This is a genomic window from Lactiplantibacillus paraplantarum (assembly GCF_003641145.1).
GTDB classification, from domain to species: domain Bacteria; phylum Bacillota; class Bacilli; order Lactobacillales; family Lactobacillaceae; genus Lactiplantibacillus; species Lactiplantibacillus paraplantarum.
Window position 1 is genome coordinate 263,803 of sequence record NZ_CP032744.1, and the last position, 20,163, is coordinate 283,965.

Annotated in this window: 17 protein-coding genes; 12 read left to right on the forward strand and 5 right to left on the reverse strand. The window is 42.8% G+C overall.

Annotated features, from left to right (window positions below):
- Positions 1–71: 71 nt before the first annotated feature.
- The 3 genes from LP667_RS01205 (at position 72) to celB (ending at position 2,796) form a co-directional block, all read left to right on the forward strand.
- Complete coding sequence (locus LP667_RS01205) at positions 72–359, forward strand: hypothetical protein (RefSeq protein WP_021730560.1); 288 nt, start codon at positions 72–74, stop codon at positions 357–359.
- Between the two features lie 80 nt (positions 360–439).
- Entirely contained in the window at positions 440–1,171 is a 732-nt protein-coding gene (locus LP667_RS01210; RefSeq protein WP_021730561.1) for a MurR/RpiR family transcriptional regulator, read from the forward strand.
- Between the two features lie 302 nt (positions 1,172–1,473).
- On the forward strand, positions 1,474–2,796 hold the full coding sequence (gene celB, locus LP667_RS01215) for a PTS cellobiose transporter subunit IIC (RefSeq protein ID WP_021730562.1): 1,323 nt from the start codon (positions 1,474–1,476) through the stop codon (positions 2,794–2,796).
- Positions 2,797–3,074: 278 nt separating this feature from the next.
- Here the strand turns inward: celB and LP667_RS01220 are convergent, their stop codons facing one another.
- Positions 3,075–3,386 (reverse strand): hypothetical protein, encoded by a 312-nt coding sequence (locus tag LP667_RS01220; RefSeq protein WP_021730563.1) that lies wholly within the window; start codon positions 3,384–3,386, stop codon positions 3,075–3,077.
- 225 nt (positions 3,387–3,611) lie between these two features.
- Here LP667_RS01220 and LP667_RS01225 point away from each other — a divergent pair, with 225 nt between their 5' ends.
- On the forward strand, positions 3,612–3,869 hold the full coding sequence (locus LP667_RS01225; protein WP_225351101.1) for a hypothetical protein: 258 nt from the start codon (positions 3,612–3,614) through the stop codon (positions 3,867–3,869).
- Between the two features lie 145 nt (positions 3,870–4,014).
- Here the strand turns inward: LP667_RS01225 and LP667_RS01230 are convergent, their stop codons facing one another.
- Entirely contained in the window at positions 4,015–5,046 is a 1,032-nt protein-coding gene (locus tag LP667_RS01230) for an LCP family protein (RefSeq protein WP_033609281.1), read from the reverse strand.
- 276 nt (positions 5,047–5,322) lie between these two features.
- Between LP667_RS01230 and LP667_RS01235 the strand changes: the two genes are divergently transcribed.
- The 3 genes from LP667_RS01235 to LP667_RS01245 all read left to right on the forward strand — a co-directional run bounded on the left by LP667_RS01235 (position 5,323) and on the right by LP667_RS01245 (position 7,910).
- Complete coding sequence (locus LP667_RS01235; RefSeq protein WP_021730566.1) at positions 5,323–6,717, forward strand: FAD-binding oxidoreductase; 1,395 nt, start codon at positions 5,323–5,325, stop codon at positions 6,715–6,717.
- Positions 6,718–6,884: 167 nt separating this feature from the next.
- Positions 6,885–7,172 (forward strand): hypothetical protein, encoded by a 288-nt coding sequence (locus LP667_RS01240; RefSeq protein WP_021730567.1) that lies wholly within the window; start codon positions 6,885–6,887, stop codon positions 7,170–7,172.
- Positions 7,173–7,217: 45 nt separating this feature from the next.
- The gene (locus LP667_RS01245) at positions 7,218–7,910 is read left to right on the forward strand and encodes a GTP pyrophosphokinase (RefSeq protein WP_021730568.1); all 693 of its coding nucleotides are present in this window, start codon (positions 7,218–7,220) and stop codon (positions 7,908–7,910) included.
- 318 nt (positions 7,911–8,228) lie between these two features.
- On the opposite strand, the gene LP667_RS01250 is transcribed toward LP667_RS01245, so the two are convergent.
- On the reverse strand, positions 8,229–8,801 hold the full coding sequence (locus LP667_RS01250) for a TetR/AcrR family transcriptional regulator (RefSeq protein ID WP_021730569.1): 573 nt from the start codon (positions 8,799–8,801) through the stop codon (positions 8,229–8,231).
- Positions 8,802–8,981: 180 nt separating this feature from the next.
- Here LP667_RS01250 and LP667_RS01255 point away from each other — a divergent pair, with 180 nt between their 5' ends.
- The 5 genes from LP667_RS01255 (at position 8,982) to LP667_RS01275 (ending at position 18,358) form a co-directional block, all read left to right on the forward strand.
- Positions 8,982–12,935 carry an MMPL family transporter gene (locus LP667_RS01255; RefSeq protein WP_021730570.1) on the forward strand — a complete coding sequence of 1,318 codons (3,954 nt, stop codon included), beginning with the start codon at positions 8,982–8,984 and terminating at the stop codon, positions 12,933–12,935.
- 89 nt (positions 12,936–13,024) lie between these two features.
- Positions 13,025–13,588, forward strand: coding sequence for a DNA-3-methyladenine glycosylase I (locus LP667_RS01260; RefSeq protein ID WP_021730571.1), 564 nt, complete (start codon positions 13,025–13,027; stop codon positions 13,586–13,588).
- A gap of 210 nt (positions 13,589–13,798) precedes the next feature.
- A complete protein-coding gene (locus LP667_RS01265) occupies positions 13,799–15,853 on the forward strand; it encodes a lectin-like domain-containing protein (RefSeq protein ID WP_021730572.1) in 2,055 nt (684 codons plus the stop codon).
- 358 nt (positions 15,854–16,211) lie between these two features.
- Entirely contained in the window at positions 16,212–17,687 is a 1,476-nt protein-coding gene (locus LP667_RS01270; protein WP_021730573.1) for an ABC transporter permease, read from the forward strand.
- 11 nt (positions 17,688–17,698) lie between these two features.
- A complete protein-coding gene (locus LP667_RS01275) occupies positions 17,699–18,358 on the forward strand; it encodes an ABC transporter ATP-binding protein (RefSeq protein ID WP_021730574.1) in 660 nt (219 codons plus the stop codon).
- Between the two features lie 143 nt (positions 18,359–18,501).
- On the opposite strand, the gene LP667_RS01280 is transcribed toward LP667_RS01275, so the two are convergent.
- Together LP667_RS01280 and LP667_RS01285 are read right to left on the reverse strand one after the other, a co-directional pair.
- Complete coding sequence (locus LP667_RS01280; protein WP_021730575.1) at positions 18,502–19,263, reverse strand: CPBP family intramembrane glutamic endopeptidase; 762 nt, start codon at positions 19,261–19,263, stop codon at positions 18,502–18,504.
- A gap of 94 nt (positions 19,264–19,357) precedes the next feature.
- Positions 19,358–19,948 (reverse strand): CPBP family intramembrane glutamic endopeptidase, encoded by a 591-nt coding sequence (locus LP667_RS01285; RefSeq protein ID WP_244282795.1) that lies wholly within the window; start codon positions 19,946–19,948, stop codon positions 19,358–19,360.
- Between the last annotated feature and the right edge of the window lie 215 nt (positions 19,949–20,163).

The window sequence follows — 20,163 nt, forward strand, 5'->3', positions numbered from 1 at the left end:
GAACTGAATGAAAGCGATGTGGGACTTATGCTAAAATTGGACTATGAAAAATGGAAGGTAAGTGAGCAAAAATGGGACTTTTTCGTGACGCCATGCAAGCGCTCTATCACAGTGGTCATTATGGTTATAACATCAATGTAAAAAAGACGGCGCCGGCCGTTGATCCTAAGGAAGTACCAGCGATTGCAGCGTTAGGTCGTATTAATCGGACCCCTAATTTTAAGACATGGTCGGTTGATTCGCCTTATAAGACAGCCGAATTTACGACTAAGTTAACCGCAGCAGTGGCAACTTGCGATTTAGAAATGCAGGATATTGAAATTAAGCCTCAGATTGATGGTCGCTGGGGTGATCAATAAGTGGAATTTGTTCCCACGAATTCTAATCGTTGTATTAATTTAGTTTTAGACCAATTAATCAATTGTAACGGGGTGAGTCGATGTTTTCGTACGATCAAGTCCAGCAGTTAAATCGCTTGGAAATTGAAATTTATAAATATATTGTGGGTCATCCTGTTGAAGTTAGCACCATGACGATTCGGCAGTTAGCAGAACATAGTCACGTGTCAGCAACGACGATTTTGCGTTTTTTGAAACACATGGGTTACGACGGCTACGCAGAATTCAAGTTCACCTTAAAAGAACAGTTGCGGCAAGATGCGACGCAACCATTAGCACAGACAGTCGTTCCAATGCGGACGTTCTTTGATCGCATGAACCTTCCTGATATCACGGCTAAGCTTCACCAGGTAGCAGCGTTTGTTCATCAGGCGCGGATGGTGGTGTTAATTGGATCAGGAACGAGTGCGGGTTTAGCCGCGTATGGAAGTCATTTGTTGGCCAACTTTGGCTTATATAGTTTGATAATCAGTGATACGAGTCAGCCACATCCAGTTCAGCAGCAAGATTTGTCGGACACCGTTTTCTTGGCCCTATCGGTATCTGGTGAGTCTGAAGATATTATTGAACAAAGTATTTATTACCGACAAAATGGTGCTAAAGTGGTTGCCATTACAGCTAGTAGCCATTCAACGTTGGCGGGAATCGCGGATGTGGTATTAACTTACGACACGCCGGAAGTTCAGGCAATCAGTGGCGGTAGCACGTTGTCACAGTTGCCGGTGATTTATTATTTGGAACAATTAGCGATGATTGTCCAGCCGTTAACATAAATGAATGCCAAACCAATCTATGGAATATGTTCCATAATTAGAACAAATTCCGATAAAAGGAACACCAACCATTTTATCGTGAAAGGGTATACATTTCGGCGATGACAGGTATAATGAATTTTGTAGGAAACGTATTCATGGGTACAAATGTCAGATGACTGGACTACTTTGTAACGGACTAACTCAATTTTATGTAAACGGTTAACTGTTAGTTAATCGTTGGCTTACTTAAATTATTTTGATTATCCGGGGACGTTCGTTGCACGAATACGTGAGATTAAATTATTCTAGGGGGTCACGACATGAGCGAAAACAATAAGTCGAGCTTTGTTAATGACCGACTTGTCCCTTTCTTTGGTAAGATTGCTGGATCTCGTCACCTAATTGCCTTACGTGATGGGATGACATTAGCGGTACCAATGATTATTATCGGGTCGGTCTTCATGATTATTGCGCAATTCCCTATCAAGGGTTATCAGACCTTTATGGCCAACACCTTTGGTTCGAATTGGGCAACGATCGTTCAATATCCAACTAACGCATCGTTCCATATTATGGGACTGATTGCAGTTATTGGGATTTCTTATAACTTGGCCAAGAGTTATAAAGTTGATCCAATTTCTGCTTCCATTGTTTCGTTAGGTGCTTGGTTCTTAACGATTCCACTAAACACCGACAAGGCCGGTGCGTTATGGGTACCGTTAACCCAACTTGATTCAGCTGGGTTATTCACGGCACTACTGATTGGATTGTTTATTACTGATTTTTACGTCTTCATGGTTCACCGTAACTGGACGATCAAGATGCCTGATAGTGTGCCACCGGCTGTCAGCAACTCGTTTGCTGCCTTAGTTCCTGGGTTTGTTATCTTGTTCTTGATGTGGTTACTTCGGTTAGCCGTTGAAGCATCACCAATGCAAAGTATTCCAAATGTGATTTCATTCGTCTTGGCAAAACCGTTGGGCCTGTTAAGTAACACGTTACCAGGAGCCTTGGTTGCTGAATTCGTCGTATGTATTCTTTGGATTTTCGGGATCCACGGTGCTAACGTGGTTTCTGGGGTTATGCAACCAATCTGGCTAGCTGCGATGTCACAAAATGCGGCAGCTTTAAAGGCCGGTAAGGCTTTACCAAACGTTGTCACGCAACAATTCTTTGATAACTTTGTCCACATGGGTGGTTCTGGTGCGACGCTTGGGTTAGCCTTTATGATTGCTTTTGTTTCACGGAGTGCTGAATTCAAGACATTAGGTAAGTTGATTATTGGTCCTGCCATTTTCAACATCAATGAACCGATCGTCTTTGGGTTACCAATCGTTATGAACTATCGGATGGCCATTCCATTTATTGCGGCACCGTTAGTTAACGTTACGACGACGTACTTTGCAATGTCGACTGGCTTAGTTGCTAAGACTGTTGGGGTCATGGTTCCTTGGACCACGCCGCCAATTATCTCTGGTTACTTGGCAACCATGCATATTTCTGGTGCTGTATTACAAATCGTTAATATTGTACTTGATGGTGCGATTTACTACTTCTTCTTCAAGGCCCTAGATCGTGATAAGGTTAAAGAAGAAAAGACCTTCGCTGCCAAGGAAGCTGCTGGTGAAACAGTTAAAGCTTAATTTATGATTGTGTAGTGATGAATACCACACTTAGCAGATTGTTCTCAAATCTGCTAAGCGTGGTATTTTTGTTAGTGATTAGATGAAGCTGGTAGCTAAAATAATAGGCCTTCGATGGAAGCTTTGAAAAGAAGTTAATGCTTGGCGTGCTATTTAGCGTCAAGCATAGCACATGCTAGGCAACTTGATTATGTGGATGGTGTGAATAAGCTTTAAAATGCGGCATAGCGAATTAAAAAGAACTAAACAGTCGTCGAGCACTGTTTAGTTCCTAATTATTAGTGGGTATGGAACTGTGGGTGTAGCATCCGTGGATGGCCGTGGTCAGTTCCCTTATACTGCAATAACCAGTAGGCGTTTTGCGGTAAAGCGCTACGGGCAATGATGTGTGCAACAGTGTAGCGAATGGTGTCAGCATTAGCGTTGGTCCACAGGCGCCAAGTCGGTAATTTGGCAGCGTGCACGCGTTCCCAATCACCCAGCACCTGTTCGCTGGCCGTTAAGGCATTGAGCAATTCGGGTCGTTCGGTACCAGTTAGTTCAATATAGTAGCAGTAGGCCTGCGAATGCAGGGAGGCGGACTGACTCATGGCGGGATGCTCCTTTAAGATGGATTTGTAAGTTACCGTTGAAATCAATAACCCTATTTACCACAATGGTACAACCGTTTGACTATTTTGACTAGCTTTTTCACTTACTGTTATTAAAATGTAATATTTAAACTTTCAGTTAAAAATAATCAAGTGTCAACCCTTGACCTGGAACGGGTTTCAGCGCTTATATTTAATGATGAAAATGTCAAGGGGAGGGTTACGATGATGGAGACGGGGATTTTAAAGCAAATTGACTTAACAACGACAACCGAACGGTATTTTTTTGTACAGGCGCAGCGACTCGCAGGTTATATCTGGATCCGTTCAATTCAAAATTTTAAACCATTGGAATTAACGTTTCGAATTAGTGACTTACGGGTAACCCAGCACCAAGCAGTCGCTGATCGTGGTGATATTAAGTATGAATTTAATGATGATACGAATGGATTAGTGAGCCAGCTGGCGGTTTGGGTGCACTAAAAACGTAACTGTCTGAAAATATTGAGTCGAATCAGTGCCTATTAATTCATGACTAAGTAAAGCAATAACTAACGTAGCCAAAACGGGTCCTAACTTGAAAATGATCATTTTCAAGTTAGGACCCGTTTTAATGATGGCTTTAATGTTACTTGGTGTTATCGGTATAAGTGATCTTGTCTAAGCCTTGTGTATCGTAGTTAAGATTCGTTTTACCATCGTAACTAGTATTTTTAGCATTCAACTTAGTCTCCATATTGCTGAGCGTTTCCGTACTTAGTCCTAACTGAGTGCGTAAGTGGTCAGAAGTTTGTTGTAAGGTCTTAGTGCTAAGAATCTGATAGGAACTAGTATTGATCCAAGCCGGTAAGCCGACGACTTGTGTTGAGTGGATATGTTTCATGTTGGCATGGTCATGGGTCGCTAGGCCGACGAGGTCGTCAAAACTTAAATCGGTCTGTAAGTTACCCTTTAGTGAAGATAATAATTGATTATAGCGACTATACGTTTTAGTATCAGCAAGTTTGGTCAATACGGCACGCATGACTTGTTGTTGACGCAATTGGCGTCCATAGTCGCCTCGTGGATCTTGATAACGCATCCGAGTATAGGCGAGCGCCTGAGTCCCGTTTAAGTGATGGCGACCCTTAGTTACCGTAACGTGGTCAAATGAGACGTTCATGGGACTAGTAATTGTAACGCCACCGACAGCATTGACAATCTGTTTGAGCCCACCCATATTGATTGTCGCGTAATAATTGATTGGGACGTTGAAAAGTTTGCTGACACTTGCTTTGGCCATCTTAGAACCACCAATATTGTAAGCGGCATTGAGTTTTTGAACATTGGTATCTTGGTCACCAGCCATTTCAGCGAGTGTGTCGCGCGGAATGCTGGTAATCACCGTTTTTTTAGTTTGGGGATTAATCGTCACAACCATAATGGTGTCAGAATTCCCTTTATCAATACGACCGTCCGCCCCGGTATCGACACCTAGTAATAAGATGCTGAGTGGCTTGGTTGTGTCAATCTTGGCACTACTATTGCCAGTGTAAATGGTTGACTGGTAACGGGCCTGTGCTTGACGAATAATTAAACCAATCGCAATCACTGCAATCACAATAATGATACTGACCGCAATAAGCACTGGCCGTAATTTTGAAGATGCTGAATGTCGCATATTCAAATCCTCCCTTAGTTGAAGTCGTTGTGGCGTTCCCCGTGTTAGCGACTTCTTGTAATCTTGAAAACACTGTTTCTAGCATACCCGGTTAGTACGATCCCGGAAAATACTTATTTTGAGTGTACTTAATTTAAAAAATAGATACCAGTCACTCGAATTGGATTGGAAACTTAGCAAATCAGATTAAAAGCTTGCGGACAGGATTACGGCAGAAACGTGGTTGTTGGCTTATACTGACATTGAACTTAAATATTCAAAGTGAGGTCTTATAATTTGACAGTCTTTCGTGCGTTTTCTAACCAAGAAGTTTTAGATTATTTAGCGGCCCAAGTCACTGACGGGCGCGTTTTAACTGACGAAACAACGCTTAACAAGTATTCCTTTAGTCCCCGCTTAACAGATGATGATAGTGGCCTGGCCTTAGCATATATCGAAGCCCAGTCGGCTAAAGATATTCAGGGGACGCTTAAAACGGCCCGTAAATACCATTTAGCGGTGATCCCACAAGATCAAACGACTAGTACAGTCATTGGTGCCGATGGATTAAAAGATAGCCTGATTCTATCGACAGCTAAGATGAATCACATCCTTGAAATTAGTAAGGCCGACTCGGTAGCCGTTGTTGAGCCTGGTGTTATCAATGGTGATTTGGATCAGGCCGCTCGCAAGCAAGGGATGTTCTACGCACCAGATCCTGGTTCTAAACCAATCTCTGGGATTGGTGGTAACGTGGCGACCAATGCTGGTGGTATGAGCACGGTCAAGTATGGGGCTACAAAGGACAACGTATTAGGTGTGAAGGTTATCTTAGCAGATGGCCGTGAAGTGAAGTTAGGTGGCCGAACATTGAAGCAGGCCTTTGGTTATGATTTAACACAATTGATGGTAGGCTCGGAAGGGACACTTGGGATCATTACTGAAGTGACCGTTAAATTATTACCAATTCCACTAGGAACACCAGTAATGGGGGTTGCTTTCTTTGATAATATGACGGCATTGGCGAAGGCTGTTACGGCGATTCGTATCTCAGGTGTTTATCCGACGATGCTAGAAGCTCTTGATGGCAATACGGTCGCAGCCCTTGATCGTTATGAGAAGACGCACTACGCCAAGGATAGTGCGGCCATGTTGATTTTTAAATTGGATAATGGTGGTCAAGCTAGCATGGCCGTCGTCGAAAAGTTGTTGACGGAGCAACGGGCTAGCAATGTGACAATCACAACTAAGCCTGAAGAACAGGCTGAACTTGAGCAGTTACGGCGGGACATGTTACCCGCGGTCTTTGCTGGGCAGAACCATATTATGGAAGACATGGCAGTGCCGCTATCACAATTGGCACCTTTAATGGACTATATTCAAGATCTGTCGCAGCGATTGGATGTTGAAATTTATACGGCTGGTCACGCTGGTGATGGTAATGTTCACCCGACCTTGGTCTGGCCAACGACAGAAACCAAAGTCCCTGAGAAAGTGGTTATCGCATTGCAAGAGATGTTCAAGAAAACCTTGGCGCTGGGTGGCACGATTTCGGGGGAACACGCGGTTGGTATGTTGAAAAATCAATGGAACAATGCTGAATTAGGTGAAGATGTCGATATGTTACAACATCAAATTAAGGCGCTCTTTGATCCGATGAATATTTTAAATCCAAAACGAAAAATTAACTAATGACATCGTTAACAAAGCGGTTAAGTTTTAGTAGCAGTTGCTGGGCAGACATTGCATAACTTAGCGTAATTGCCTTATTATTAAGGTAGTATCATAAAATGAGTTGTTGGTTAATGAGTCACTAAGATGCAGGCAGTGTGGGTTAACCGATATGAAGGAGGACCCCAGTGATACCTAAAAGTGCACGAATCCGGCTTGAATTTGACGCTGAAGTGTTGCGCAATGAGATTTTTGATGTGCACGACTTTGGCAGCTTTCAAAATTTTTGGCATCGATTTGAAAATTTCTTGGCGGATCGGATGGTCGTTGGTCATTTGAATGTTTTAGAAGGTCGCGGCTTAATTCCTAGTGATTTTGCGGATGATGATGGTCAATTAGCTTATCAAGTCGGTGAGACTAATTACCGGATTGCTTATGATCAGATTGCACGTGAGTGGACAGTTACCATCCGTTAAGATAGATTTAAGAGAGAATAGAGTCTTATATTGGAGCGATATTGATTGAGCACAACAAATTCCCAACCAGGTGCAGATAATGACCAGCTTTTACCAGCACCACCGGAACTTTTGCAAGCCGTTGATCAGCTGAAGGCTTATTCATTGCGCTATGAAGTGGCAATGAAGCTGGTCTTGGATAAATTGGATTATATTAGTCGTGAATACGAATTGCGCTACGGCTATGCCCTAATTGACAGTAAGCAATCACGAATTAAGTCACCCGAGAGTATTGTCGGCAAGATGCAACGTAAACATTTACCACTAACGTTGAATGCCGTTTTTAATAATTTACATGATATTGCGGGTATTCGGTTAATTGTCCGCTTTTTAAGTGATGTGAAGACGGTTGAAGATTTATTGGCAACGCAGGCAGACATCAAGGTGCTACGGGTGAAGGACTATATCCATCATCCGAAAATGAATGGGTATCAAAGCTTACATTTAATTCTTGGTGTGCCAGTCTACACTGTTGATGGGCCCAATATTATTGAAGTTGAATTACAAATTCGGACCATTGCGATGAACTTTTGGGCATCGTTGGAACATGAACTAAATTATAAGAAGAATGTTCCGCATCAAGACGCGTTAAGATTATCATTGACCAAGAAAGCCCAGCTGATTACTGAGTTAGATCAGGAAATGGATGATATCAAACGACGGATGTATGAACCCAAAACACCACCTAAAGAAGTATAAATGATCCCAGACCACCTTAGTTGTAAGCAACTAAGGTGGTCTGGGATTTTTTAGTGTGGCTTGATGTAGGTCAAGTTCCAAGCGTCGTGCAATTAGTATCCTAATATTGAGCAGGCACGTTGTGCGAGTTAACCATGATTTATGATCAATTAGCTAACACAAGCTGGCGCATCAAGTTTGAAGTTGGATTACTTTCGCTATTGTAGGTACCATGTTACTTTTAATACGCGAGATAATTTTTAATGGTTTAAAGCATAACTAATTTAATAGCGACGATTGGTTCGGCTAGTTAACAATTAAAACATGACACGTTCTCAGCTAGTGATCAGCCAGCTCCTTGACTGGCTTGCCGCGATACCACCAGTCATTGATGAAGCGTGCCAATTCCTCTGGTGATTCGTGGAGTCCAGTCTTCAACCAATAACGCACGACGCCCACGATACCGTTAAGGTAATATTCAAACATGTATTCTTTTTCGCGATTACCGATACCATCGACTGGGGCTTGATTATGCGCTAATATCTCGCGTTTAGTCGTTGCGATAAAGCTCATTAAGAAGTCTTGATCGGTTGTCAGAATGAAAGAAGTTACGGCATGCCGTTTTTTTACGACTTCGAAGATGCCGGTTAGGATAGCTTGCAAAGAGTCGGGATTGAGATGCTTGTCGATGACCGCCAGTAATTCCTCGGTGGCGTCTTGTTCCATCTTTTCCATGCAATCCTTAACGTCTTCGTAGTGGGCGTAAAAGGTGCCCCGATTAATGTCGGCGGCTTTACAAACAGCAGTCACGGTAATTTCGTCCAGTGACTGGCGTTGAAGTAAATTGATTAAACTGTCTTGAATGAGACGTTCGGTCATTTGCGAACGACGGTTGTTTTTTGTACCTACCACTGAAGTTCACCTCATTATTTGAACAATATAGTATAGTTTGTTTATTTAATGACGCTTTTATGAAAATTGTTGGTTGAAATTATAACTGTTTTCATTTAACATGTTGTTATTATTTAAACACATTGTTGATTAAATGTCACGATGTCGTTTTAAGAATCTGAATTAGGGAAGGGATATAACGTGAAAGGGAGCCGTAGACGTTTTACAATCCAAGCGATTGTTTGGCTGGTTGTGATGGTAGCGGCCATCATCTTCCTGCCAAATATCAGCAGTCTGGTACGTGATAAGGGCCAGACCAAATTACCAAGTAGTGCGAAGAGTCAAGTTGCACAAGTTATCCAAAATCATTGGGGGCGTAATCAGAATAATACGCGTCAAGTGGTAGTGGTCTTCAACAATGGTGATTCGAAATTAACCAGTGATCAGAAGCAAGCAATCGATGGGACGATTCAGCGCTTCAAAGATCAAAAGTCCAAGTATCATGTGAAATCAATGACGGCCGCTAGCGACAATGCTGCTGCCAAGAAACAATTGATTTCAAAGGATAAATCAACTGAATTATTACAATTAATGGTTGGTAAGAATCAGACCGTTGCGAACATGACGAAAAATATCACCGCCGGAGCTAAAACGACTGGTGTTAAGACGTACGTGACGGGGAGTGATATCTTAAATGATGATTTCACTCAAGAAACGGAAGCTGGCATTCAGAAGACGGAAATTATTACCGTGATTTTCATCTTCATTGTGCTAACGTTAGTTTTCCGGTCACCAATTGCACCATTAGTGTCGTTGTTGTCAGTTGGGGTGTCATTTATCATTTCGCTAAGCGTTGTGATGAACCTTGTTGATAAATTTAACTTTCCATTATCGAACTTTACCCAGGTCTTCATGGTCGTGGTCCTGTTCGGGATTGGGACCGACTACAACATCTTACTGTTCGATCAATTCAAAGAAGAACTCAGTCATGGCGATAGTCCGGTCGCCGCGACTGGTCGCGCGTTAAAGATTGCCGGACGAACGATCCTATACAGTGGATCGTCACTATTGATTGGGTTTAGTGCCCTGGGGCTAGCGAACTTCTCAATTTACAAGTCAGCGGTTGGGGTTGCCATTGCGGTTGCAATCTTACTGGTCGTCTTGTTAACGTTAAACCCATTCTTCATGGCTATTTTAGGACCACGGTTGTTCTGGCCAACGAAGAAATTTGCGGGTGGTAGTACGAGTAAGATGTGGCACGGCATTGCGGCTTCATCTGTTCGTTACCCAATCATTGCCTTAGTCGTTGTCTTAGGAGTTTCGTTGCCATTTATTTTAACGTATAACAATGAGTTGAACTATGATACGTTGGCTGAATTAAACGACACGATTCCAGCAAAGAAGGGCTTCCAAGTTGTTCAGGATCACTTCTCCAAAGGGACGGCGGAACCGTCAACCTTGTATATTAAGACAGACCATGCCTTAAATAATGAAAAAGATTTAAAAGTCATCGACAGCTTAACGAAACAGTTACAAAAAGTTAAGGGTGTCAAAACGGTGGCGTCCGTCACCCAACCAGGTGGCTCACAAATCGACCAATTATATGTTAGTGATCAATTAGGTACTGTCACTAGTGGGATGAAGTCTGCTAGCAAGGGGCTAACTAAGATCGGTAGCGGGTTAGATAGTGCCAATAGTAAATTGAAGAGTGCCGATATGGATGGTAGCGCGAAGTCGGCTAAGAAGTTAGCGGATGGAGCGGATGAAGTATCATCAGGACTCAATACTTTAAATGGTAAGACTGGGACCCTTTCAAGTGGGGCTAGTCAGTTAGCAAGTGGTTCGAGCTCGTTAGCGAGTGGATTAGTTACTTATACTAATGGTGTTTACACGGTCAATAATGGTTTAAACCAGTTGAATAGTAAGACTGGGACGTTGGCTAGTGGAGTTAATCAGTTGACTACAGGTGCTAATAGTCTGTTTAGTGGGACGAATACTTTGAGTTCTGGATTAGATACCTTGAATGGGTACAAAACCAAAATCTCTAGTGGAACTGGAACTTTAACTTCTGGAGTTTCACAATTGCAAACTGGTGCAACTGCACTAACAGCGGGTCTTCAAAAAATGCAGACCAGTGTTAACTCTAGTGTCTCAGATGCGACAAGTACTGCTAATACACAAAAATTAAATGATTTACAAAAAGGTCTAGAGCAATTAAATGAGGCAATGAAACCGTTGCTGTCTACGAGCTCGACTTCGCTACCAGATATTAGTGGAATGACAACAACTGCTTCGACTCTGGCGGACAACAGTAAGGCTGTTCAAAACGATACAGCTAATTTACAAGAGGCGCTAACTGCTTTGGAAAAAGTGGCCTCAAGTTCTGGAGATGTTAGTTTAAGTGACGATGATATTCAGACGGTGGTAAATGCTGTTAATAAGAACGGTGGAACTGCATTAACTACTCAACAGACTGCTGCATTAACTGCTGCGTTAACTGCCGTCGGAAAACAAATTACTCAAAAAGTTAATAGCGCAAGTTCCTCAATGTCATCAAGCATTACCTCAACTCAGACCAGCGCACAGAAGTTGCAAACAGACTTAGCAGCAATGGGTAAGACAGGTGAAACCTTAACCAAGGAGTTGGATACACTCTCGACATTGAGTAGTGAATTGAAGCAACTATCTAACTTGCAACAATTAGCTAAAAAATCAACGGAGGCCAATAATGGTTCTTTGGAAGTTATCTCAAAGCTGCAATCTGCGATTAGTGGGATGCAACAGATTCAATCTGGCTTAAACGGTACCAATGGATTGGTAGATGGATCTCAACAAATTACTACTGGCTTGAACCAGCTTCAAAGTGGGGCAAGTTCCTTAGCATCACAATTAAATACGTATACCAATGGCGTCTCAACAGCTGCGACTGGTGCAACCAAAGTCAATAGCGGTGCATCACAAGTGTCAACTGGTTTGACAAGCTTACAAGGGCAAATTCCAACGTTAACGAGTGCCATCAGTGCACTTGATTCTGGGACTAACCAATTAGCTGCCAACTCTTCAACGTTAAACAGTGGTGCTTCACAATTGGCTAGTGGGACTGCAAACTTAAATTCACAAGTACCTACCTTGGTAAGTGGTGTAAGTAAGCTTAACAGTGGTGCCTCGCAAGTGGCCTCTGGTAACGAACAGATGTACACCAGTATTCAAAGTTTAGTTGGTCAGATGAAGACGCTCCAAGATGGGTTGAAGACCGCCAGTGACGGGACAACAACGATCAACAAGGGTGTTGGATCAGCTAATAGTTACTTGACTGGTTTGAAGGACTCAGCGGCTGCTAAGACTTACTACGTACCAAAGAGTACTTTAAAGGGTAAGACTTACAAGTCTGCTTTGAAGGCTTACATGTCTGGCAATAACCATGCAACGAAGTTAACGATCGTCTTGAATGAAAATCCAAGTTCGAAGTCAGCGATGGATAAAGTAACGGCAATTCAAAAGCAAGCAACGAACAGCTTGAAGGGAACCGCGTTAGATGGTGCCACCATTGCGATTGGTGGTCAAACGTCTGAAACGAATGATACCCAAGCAATTGCTTCGAGTGACTTTATTCGGACTGCTGCGATTATGTTAGTCGGAATCTTGATTGCCTTAATGGTTATTACGCGTTCGGTCTTACAACCGTTCTACATCTTAGGGACGTTGTTATTGGCTTACATTATGTCCTTGAGTATTACCCGTATCTTGAGCAACTGGTTCTTGGGTCAAAGCATGTTAACTTGGAACACACCGTTCTTCGGGTTCATCATGTTGATTGCCTTAGGGGTCGATTACAGTATCTTCTTGATGATGAAGTATCGTGAATTTGATAATTCGGCTGCCACACCAAGTACTCGAATTGTCAGAGCTTCCGCCGTCATTGGGGCCGTGGTCTTATCCGCTGCCTTGATCTTGAGTGGGACGTTCGCCGCCTTGATGCCATCCGGTGTCTTGACGTTGATCCAAGTGGCAATGGTTGTGATTATCGGCTTGATTATCCTGGTATTCGCCATTCCAACGATTATTCCAAGTTTGATTCGCTTAACTTATCCGTTGACGGATCGGATGGAAGACGAAACAACTGCTGACAAGCAGACGAAACGAAATCGCCAATAAAATAGTTAAGTTATGCGATAATGAAGTATAACCAACGGGCGCCGTTCAACCAATAGGTTGGGCGGCGTCTTTTTTAGGAGATGAGGTTAATGGAACGATGTGCATGGGCTAATTCGTCACTAGCAATGCAAGCGTATCATGATAATGAATGGGGTCACCCGCAGCATGATTCCCAACGGCTTTTCGAGTTACTGTGTTTGGAAACTTACCAAGCGGGGTTAAGCTGGCAAACGGTGTTAAATAAACGTGCTGCTTTCGATGAAGACTTTGCGGACTACAATATCGAGCGGGTGGCAGCAATGACGTCTGCAGATGTCGACCGCTTATTAACGGACGCTCGGATTATTCGTCACCGTCAGAAGCTAATGGCGACGATTAACAACGCGCGTGTGATTCGGGACTGGCCGGATGGTGATAACTTTGCTGATTGGTTGTGGTCATTTGTTGATGGGCATCCAATTCGACAGGCCTGGTCGTCGATTGATGAAGTCCCAGCAACGAATGCGCTTGCACAGCGTGTGTCTAAGGAAATGAAACGTCGGGGCTTCAAGTTTGTGGGGCCGACGACAATTTATTCTTATTTGCAAGCGACCGGTATTATTAATGATCATGTCATTGATTGCCCTTGGGCGCCTGAAAATAGGAGTGTATAAAATGAGTTAAAGCCATACTCGGTTATTACAATTGAGTATGGCTTTTTATTAACGGAAAATAACTTAAGTATTAACTTAGCTATTAATTACCATTTATAAATAAATACTTATTGATACTATAAAAAATAATTGACAAACAGTGTTGGAATTTGCTAAGATACGGCGTATGATTCAACGGAAGAATTAATATATCAATAGGGGTGTGCTGAGGTGGGAAAGTTAAAGTATTGGGGATTTTTGCTGGGACTATTAGTTTGGGGAATGAGTGTGGCGACAACGACTGTCCGAGCCGATGCACTGGATGAAGTGCCTGCCAAAGCATTGAATCTGGATGGCCTATTTGAAGTTGGACAATTCGATAAAAACAGCGCGTCTAAGATAGCGGTTACAAAGTTGAACGGTGAACAAGCCCACGTTTTTGAACTGAATCATGACAATAATCAGGTTGGTGCCATCTGGTCAACACCAGTCAATCGCTTTAATATGAACGTGGATAATAAAATAACGATGTGGGTCAATCTAGCGGCCAGTGAAGGATTAGCATTAGTTTTGCAAAATGATCCACGTAAGACAGCGGCAATCAGCCGTTTTGGAACTAAGAATATTATTGGTGAAAACTTGGGTGTTTATGGAACGGATACTTATCATCGTAAGACCGCACCGGCGACAATTGCCAAGACAGCTATTCAGAAAAGTTGGGCACTGGAAATTGATACTAAGGTCAATAACGGGGGATTCTTAGGACTTTATCAACGTGGTAATTCATTTGATGAGAAGATGCATAAGAATCACCTAGCATCAATCTATCCAGCTGCCCCTGAAACGTATACTCAACGTGGAGGGCTAACCACAGCCTATCATTTTGAGCAGAACCATCAGGCAGCTCAAGAACGACTTAAAGTTAATAGTGGTCAATGGTATCCAGTAAAACTGACGTGGTCAGCTAAAAACAAAACGATGAGCTATTCGTTCGATGGTGGGCCCGTCAAGATTTTCCAAATTGACACGCAAGTTTTTGGAAAGAGCTTTCGAAACTTGACTTGGGGTGTAACTAGTACGGCTACGGCGAATAATACGCGCGCACTAGTTGCTTTTGAGACATTACCACACCCGATTGAAGTTGAATCGGACTTGAATGTTAGAAATCTAACGCAAGCACTTCCCGTTTATGAAGGCAGCTGGGTCCGCGGTGGCGATGAGCTTGAGTATGAGTATGTCCTTAGTTACTTGGGTGGTGACAATGATTGGCAACGGGTCGAGGCAAACTTAGCCTTGCCGGCACACGTGGTTTTTAGTGAGGCCAATATCCGTTATGAGGACGGTCATGAAGAAGTAGTTGGGTTGCCTGAAGATGATAAAAAGGCAGTGGAACGAATTCAACATTCACTCAGCCAGGCGCTCTCCGCGAATAATCGGCATGCATACATCACACTTAAGGGAGAGGCCGAACGAGTAACACAAGATACTAAAGTGGCGGATGATATCAGTTATTTTGTTGGTCATGAAAAGCAATCTGATACGCCAACGCCGCACTTTACAATTACGACGGGTAAATCAGTCGGATTGATGGTCGAACCAATTAAACCAGTAAAAAAAGGTGAAGGTGCGACGGTTAAGGGCCAAATTAGGCTCAATGATGAAAGTGACTTTGACAACGAAGGTATGCGCGTTGAAGTTAAGCTGAATGGTGAACGGCTCGAAGATTATTTGTTGGATCCTGACGAAGCAGCCGGCTACGTAGAGTTGGACTTTGATCCAGAAGAGTTAAATGAAGGTGAAAATGAATTAGTGTTACGCGCACGCAGCAAGGATAATGCGGTATCTGATCCAGTGACAGTTACGGTGTTAGTGCTCAATGGTGAATTACGGATTAAATCTTATAGTGAAAACAGTACGTTTGAAACAGTTAAGTTATCGGGAGCAACTCAAATCAGTCGGCCACAGGACATGCAACTCGTTATTGTTGATGAGACTGGGAGTAATAACAAATGGCGGTTGGATGTTGCGGCAACTGAGTTCAAAACGGCACAGGGAGCAAAGTTAGCTGGTGGACTATACTATCATGATGGTGAGCAGATGAAGCCAGTTACTGAGAACAATGCGCAAGTAGTCGTCGAAAAGCGGACTAATGTGGGGGAGGATTATCATGTCACAAAGGACTGGTCTACACAGCAAGGGCTAATGATTCAAACTAGCCCAGAGGCAATACCTGGCCAGTATCAAAGTACCATTAAGTGGACGTTAAATTCAGTCCCAGGGAAGTAATACGTGGTGGTACCATGCAATAATTACCAGTTAGCTAAGGTGGCAGATTAAGCGACCAGCAAAATTTTTGCGACAGTATTTCAGATATAATGCTGAGATGCAGATTCGCCTCAACTGAGTTTCAGTTTATGGAGCTGAGTGGCCAAATTGGTCCTCAGTTCTTTTTTTATCAGTTAGTAGCGTCGCTGGATGGCGCTACCCATCGCTTTAGAGCAATCGTATAACTGAATTAAAAATATTCGGTAACAAGCCCATAAATAACCTAATCGTGTTCACAAATTAGTCAGATTTCGCGTGTACTTTAAAAGTTGTGAACGCAATTGTCATACCAATACTTTATCTGAAGGAGGGTTTAAGCGTGAATTTCTTTAAACGCGCATGGCTCAATTTAACGGCAAAAAAAGGCCGTTCAATTCTATTAGTACTCGTCACATCGGCAATTATGCTGTTTGTGTTAGCGGGATTATTAATCAGGAATGCTGCCGATACGGCAACTAGTAATGCCAAGAAGAGTGTCGGGGCAACCGTCACTTTATCTGCTAACCGGGAGGCGGCTTTTAAGAAGATGCGCAGCTCGACGTCTACGAGTAAGAGCAGTCGACCTAAGCTAACCACATCACCCGTTAAGTTGAGCGATGCTAAGAAGATTGCTAAACTCAGCAATGTTGCAAGCTATAATGCAACGGTTTCAACTTCCGCCAATGCGAAGGGTTTTGATACGATTTCAACATCTAATAGCAGTACTGGCGGTGGAATGAAAGGTATGGGTGGTTCAAGTAGTAGTGGTACTGGTGATATCTCAATTACTGGTGTTACTAATACTAGCAGTGTTTCGACCTTTGAAAGTAGCTCAAGTAAGATTACTAAGGGTCGTGGGATCACGGCTAGCGATGAAGGCACTAATAATGTCGTCATTGAAAGCGAATTGGCTAAAGAAGATAGCCTGAGCGTCGGTGATACGATCAAGTTAAAGTCAACAACTGGTGATAAGAAGACCTACACCATGAAGATCGTTGGGGTCTATAAGGCGTCATCTAGTGCCAGCACGCAACAGGGCCCTGGTAGTACCGATGTCAGCAATAGTGTCTACACGTCATACACGTTCGCTAACACGGTCAAGGGTTCTAAGTATAAAAACACGGCTGATTCGGTTACGTTCGATATTTCGGACCCAGCTAAAGTTAGCAGTGTTAAAACGTCTGGTAAACAGTTGATCAATACGTCGAAGTATTCATTGTCAACGGATGACAGCAGTTACCAAACGGTTAAGAGCTCGATGAACAACGTCAAATCATTTGCCGATAAGATTGTTTGGCTTGTCGCTATTGCTGGGACCATTATCCTAGCCTTGATTGTCATTTTGATGATTCGTGAACGTCGCTACGAAATTGGGGTCTTGCTCTCATTAGGTGAGAGTCGTTGGAAGATTGTAGCCCAATTCTTTGCTGAAATGGTGATGGTCTTGATCGTCTCGGTTGTCTTGGCCGGTTTTGGTGGTAAGTTTGTGGGTAATAAACTGGGGGACCAGTTAGTCTCGCAACAAACAACGACCGCAACGACTACGACTAGTTCAACTAGTCAGCAAGGTCAACCTGGAGGCGGTGGTGCCCCTAGTGGTAATGCTGGTGGTAGCAAGCCTAGTGGTAATATGCCAGGCGGTGGCCAGAATGGCGGTACGGCTAGTGCAACAGCCAAGACGGACCTGGACATTAATGTCACAGTGATGGACCTAGTTGAACTTGGTGGTTTTGGTTTAGCGATTATGTTCTTGTCGATTATGCTAGCTTCGGGCGGCATACTACGACTACAGCCGAAGAAAGTCTTAATTGATTAGGAGGGGCGGCAATGTTAAAAGTAAATGATCTTGGTTACTGGTATGACCGCCAAGAAAATAGCCTGTTTGAGCACGTCGACTTGGAGTTTAAATCTGGAACATCATACGCAATTGTTGGTCAAAGTGGGTCTGGAAAGACAACTTTTCTCTCACTACTAGCAGGGTTAGATAAACCACGCGCTGGCCAGATTGAACTCAATGGTGAGCCAATTAATAAAATTGGATTGACTAATTACCGAAAGTCGAAAGTTGCCATTGTCTTTCAATCGTATAATTTGTTGACGTACATGTCACCATTGAATAATCTCATGACTGCCATGGCAATTACGAATTCAGAACACCGTGGTGATAAGGATTATGCGATGAAGATGTTACGGCGGCTAGGAATTACGGATGACCAGATGAAGAAAAATGTGCAGCGTTTGTCTGGTGGTCAGCAACAACGAGTTGCCATCGCCCGCACGATGGTGTGCGATGCTAAGCTAGTGGTTGCCGATGAACCAACGGGTAATTTAGATGAGGAAAATACGAAATATGTGATTGACCAATTCCAAAAGATTGCCCATGAACAAAAGAAATGCGTGATTATTGTGACGCATGAACCGGACGTCGCGGATGTTTGCGACCATTCATTCCGGTTAGAAAAGCATCAATTTGTTGCTGAAACCTAGTATGATATTGGTAAATCAATGTTGAGCTAGTCATTAGGTGGCGAGAATTGTTTGGCTTTTGCCATTTGACACAATGAATAACCAAAAATAGGTCCCCAGAATTGTTTGATTCTGGGGACCTATTTTTCATTCGCGGTGAATCATTACTGGGATAGAGCTGATTTTTTAGGACGAACTTGCCAGCGAATAATAAAGGCGACGATAATAAATAGAACAAGGTAAAGTACTGAAATACCAATCGCGTAAGCAGTGGGGATGCTTAATTTGGCAGCAGTGTGAGTGTGAGTGGCTAAACTAACAATGACGGATACGTCTGATAATGTGTGGAGCATCATCGACCAGACTAAGTTATTAGTTCGCAGATAAAGGCCGCAGAAAACGAGCCCTCCCATTGCGGCGTAAAAGACTTGGGGAATGACGTAGCTAAGAGTCAGTTGACTACTGTTAATGAGTAGGTGGGTAAAACCAAATAATAAACTGTCAATGCAGATGGCTAGCATTATCCGATTGGGAAAACAGTCTCGCAGTAATGGTAGGAGCATACCCCGGTAAAGGTATTCTTCAGTAATGCCAATTAATAACGTATAGCCGATATAGAAACCCAATATTGGGGTCCGAGCCAACTGAAATAATTTAATGTAATTACTGGTCATAGGTAACAATAAAATAATGATACCAGGAATGAGCTGCAGGCTTTGATGAGCGAGTGACTGTGAGTGCCACCACTTAATCGGTATTTTAAACCAAAAATGGTTTAATAATAGAAATAGTAAAAGTATCAGTAAGTCTTGGGTTAGACCACTGTACAATGTTGGTACTGGTAATAATGCGCTTAATTTAAAAAGAATCGGAACCAAAATAAAAATACTAATAACGGCACCCCAACCGTGTTTAGTTAGTTGCATTTAAATCTCCTCCACAAGCTAATATTAACTCTAGTATAGACCAATTTGAAATGTTGGGTGCTTTAATAACTAAACAGTCGCTTGTCAGTGGTCATTATGGTAGCCATGCCCGATTTTGGCGCAGAATGGGTACCATTAATAACACGACAATGACAACTTCTACAATTTGAAAACTAGCAGTGGAATGAATTCCTGGTAAATTGATTGGTGGTTGCATCAAGCTAAAGAAATCATTAGTGGCATGGATAATCAGTGGCCAAAATAACGATGCTGTCTGCGCAGTAATTAGGCACAAAAGTAAGCCGAATACAAACGTAAATACTAGTTGTAATAAGGTTAGACTGAGGGCTTGGTGACTAAGGTTAATCAGGTGCGTTAGACTAAAGAGGAGGCTACTAAAGATTGCAGCTTTGATCACGCCTAGTGTTTGACGGCTTGCTTGAAACAGCATGCCTCGAAAAAAAGTCTCTTCAAATAAGCTGATGAGTATGGCGATAAATAGGATCGTTAACGTGGTATTCAGACGATGCGCGGTCATCAACGTGTAACCACCCATTAAGCCAGTTACAATTAAAGTTGGTTCGAGGGGGTGCAAACGTTGTCTCCAAGTGGCAGTTAGACTATAGGTGAGAGGTTGTTGTAGCCAGTCACGATTTAATATGAGGGCGATTGCAATAAAAATCATTTCCTCAAGGCCAGTTGTTAATGATGAGGAAAGATGGCTTAAGAGGGGAAACTGGAAGATCAGGCCAATTAATAGCATACTTCCTAACATGCAGCCCCATAGTGCACTGATTAATTTAATTTGACGGCGCATTTAATCAGGCCTTTCCATAATGTCTTTAGTATCAAGCATACGCCTTTTAACTACTGATAACGAAAAAAAACGTAACGACAATT

Bases quoted from the DNA above. Each gene is read 5' to 3' on its own strand.
- LP667_RS01205 (WP_021730560.1), top strand. From the start codon at position 72: ATGGGACTTTTTCGTGACGCCATGCAAGCGCTCTATCACAGTGGTCAT.
- LP667_RS01210 (WP_021730561.1), top strand. From the start codon at position 440: ATGTTTTCGTACGATCAAGTCCAGCAGTTAAATCGCTTGGAAATTGAA.
- celB (WP_021730562.1), top strand. From the start codon at position 1,474: ATGAGCGAAAACAATAAGTCGAGCTTTGTTAATGACCGACTTGTCCCT.
- LP667_RS01220 (WP_021730563.1), bottom strand. From the start codon at position 3,386: ATGAGTCAGTCCGCCTCCCTGCATTCGCAGGCCTACTGCTACTATATT.
- LP667_RS01225 (WP_225351101.1), top strand. From the start codon at position 3,612: ATGATGGAGACGGGGATTTTAAAGCAAATTGACTTAACAACGACAACC.
- LP667_RS01230 (WP_033609281.1), bottom strand. From the start codon at position 5,046: ATGCGACATTCAGCATCTTCAAAATTACGGCCAGTGCTTATTGCGGTC.
- LP667_RS01260 (WP_021730571.1), top strand. From the start codon at position 13,025: ATGGAACGATGTGCATGGGCTAATTCGTCACTAGCAATGCAAGCGTAT.
- LP667_RS01275 (WP_021730574.1), top strand. From the start codon at position 17,699: ATGTTAAAAGTAAATGATCTTGGTTACTGGTATGACCGCCAAGAAAAT.
- LP667_RS01280 (WP_021730575.1), bottom strand. From the start codon at position 19,263: ATGCAACTAACTAAACACGGTTGGGGTGCCGTTATTAGTATTTTTATT.
- LP667_RS01285 (WP_244282795.1), bottom strand. From the start codon at position 19,948: ATGATTTTTATTGCAATCGCCCTCATATTAAATCGTGACTGGCTACAA.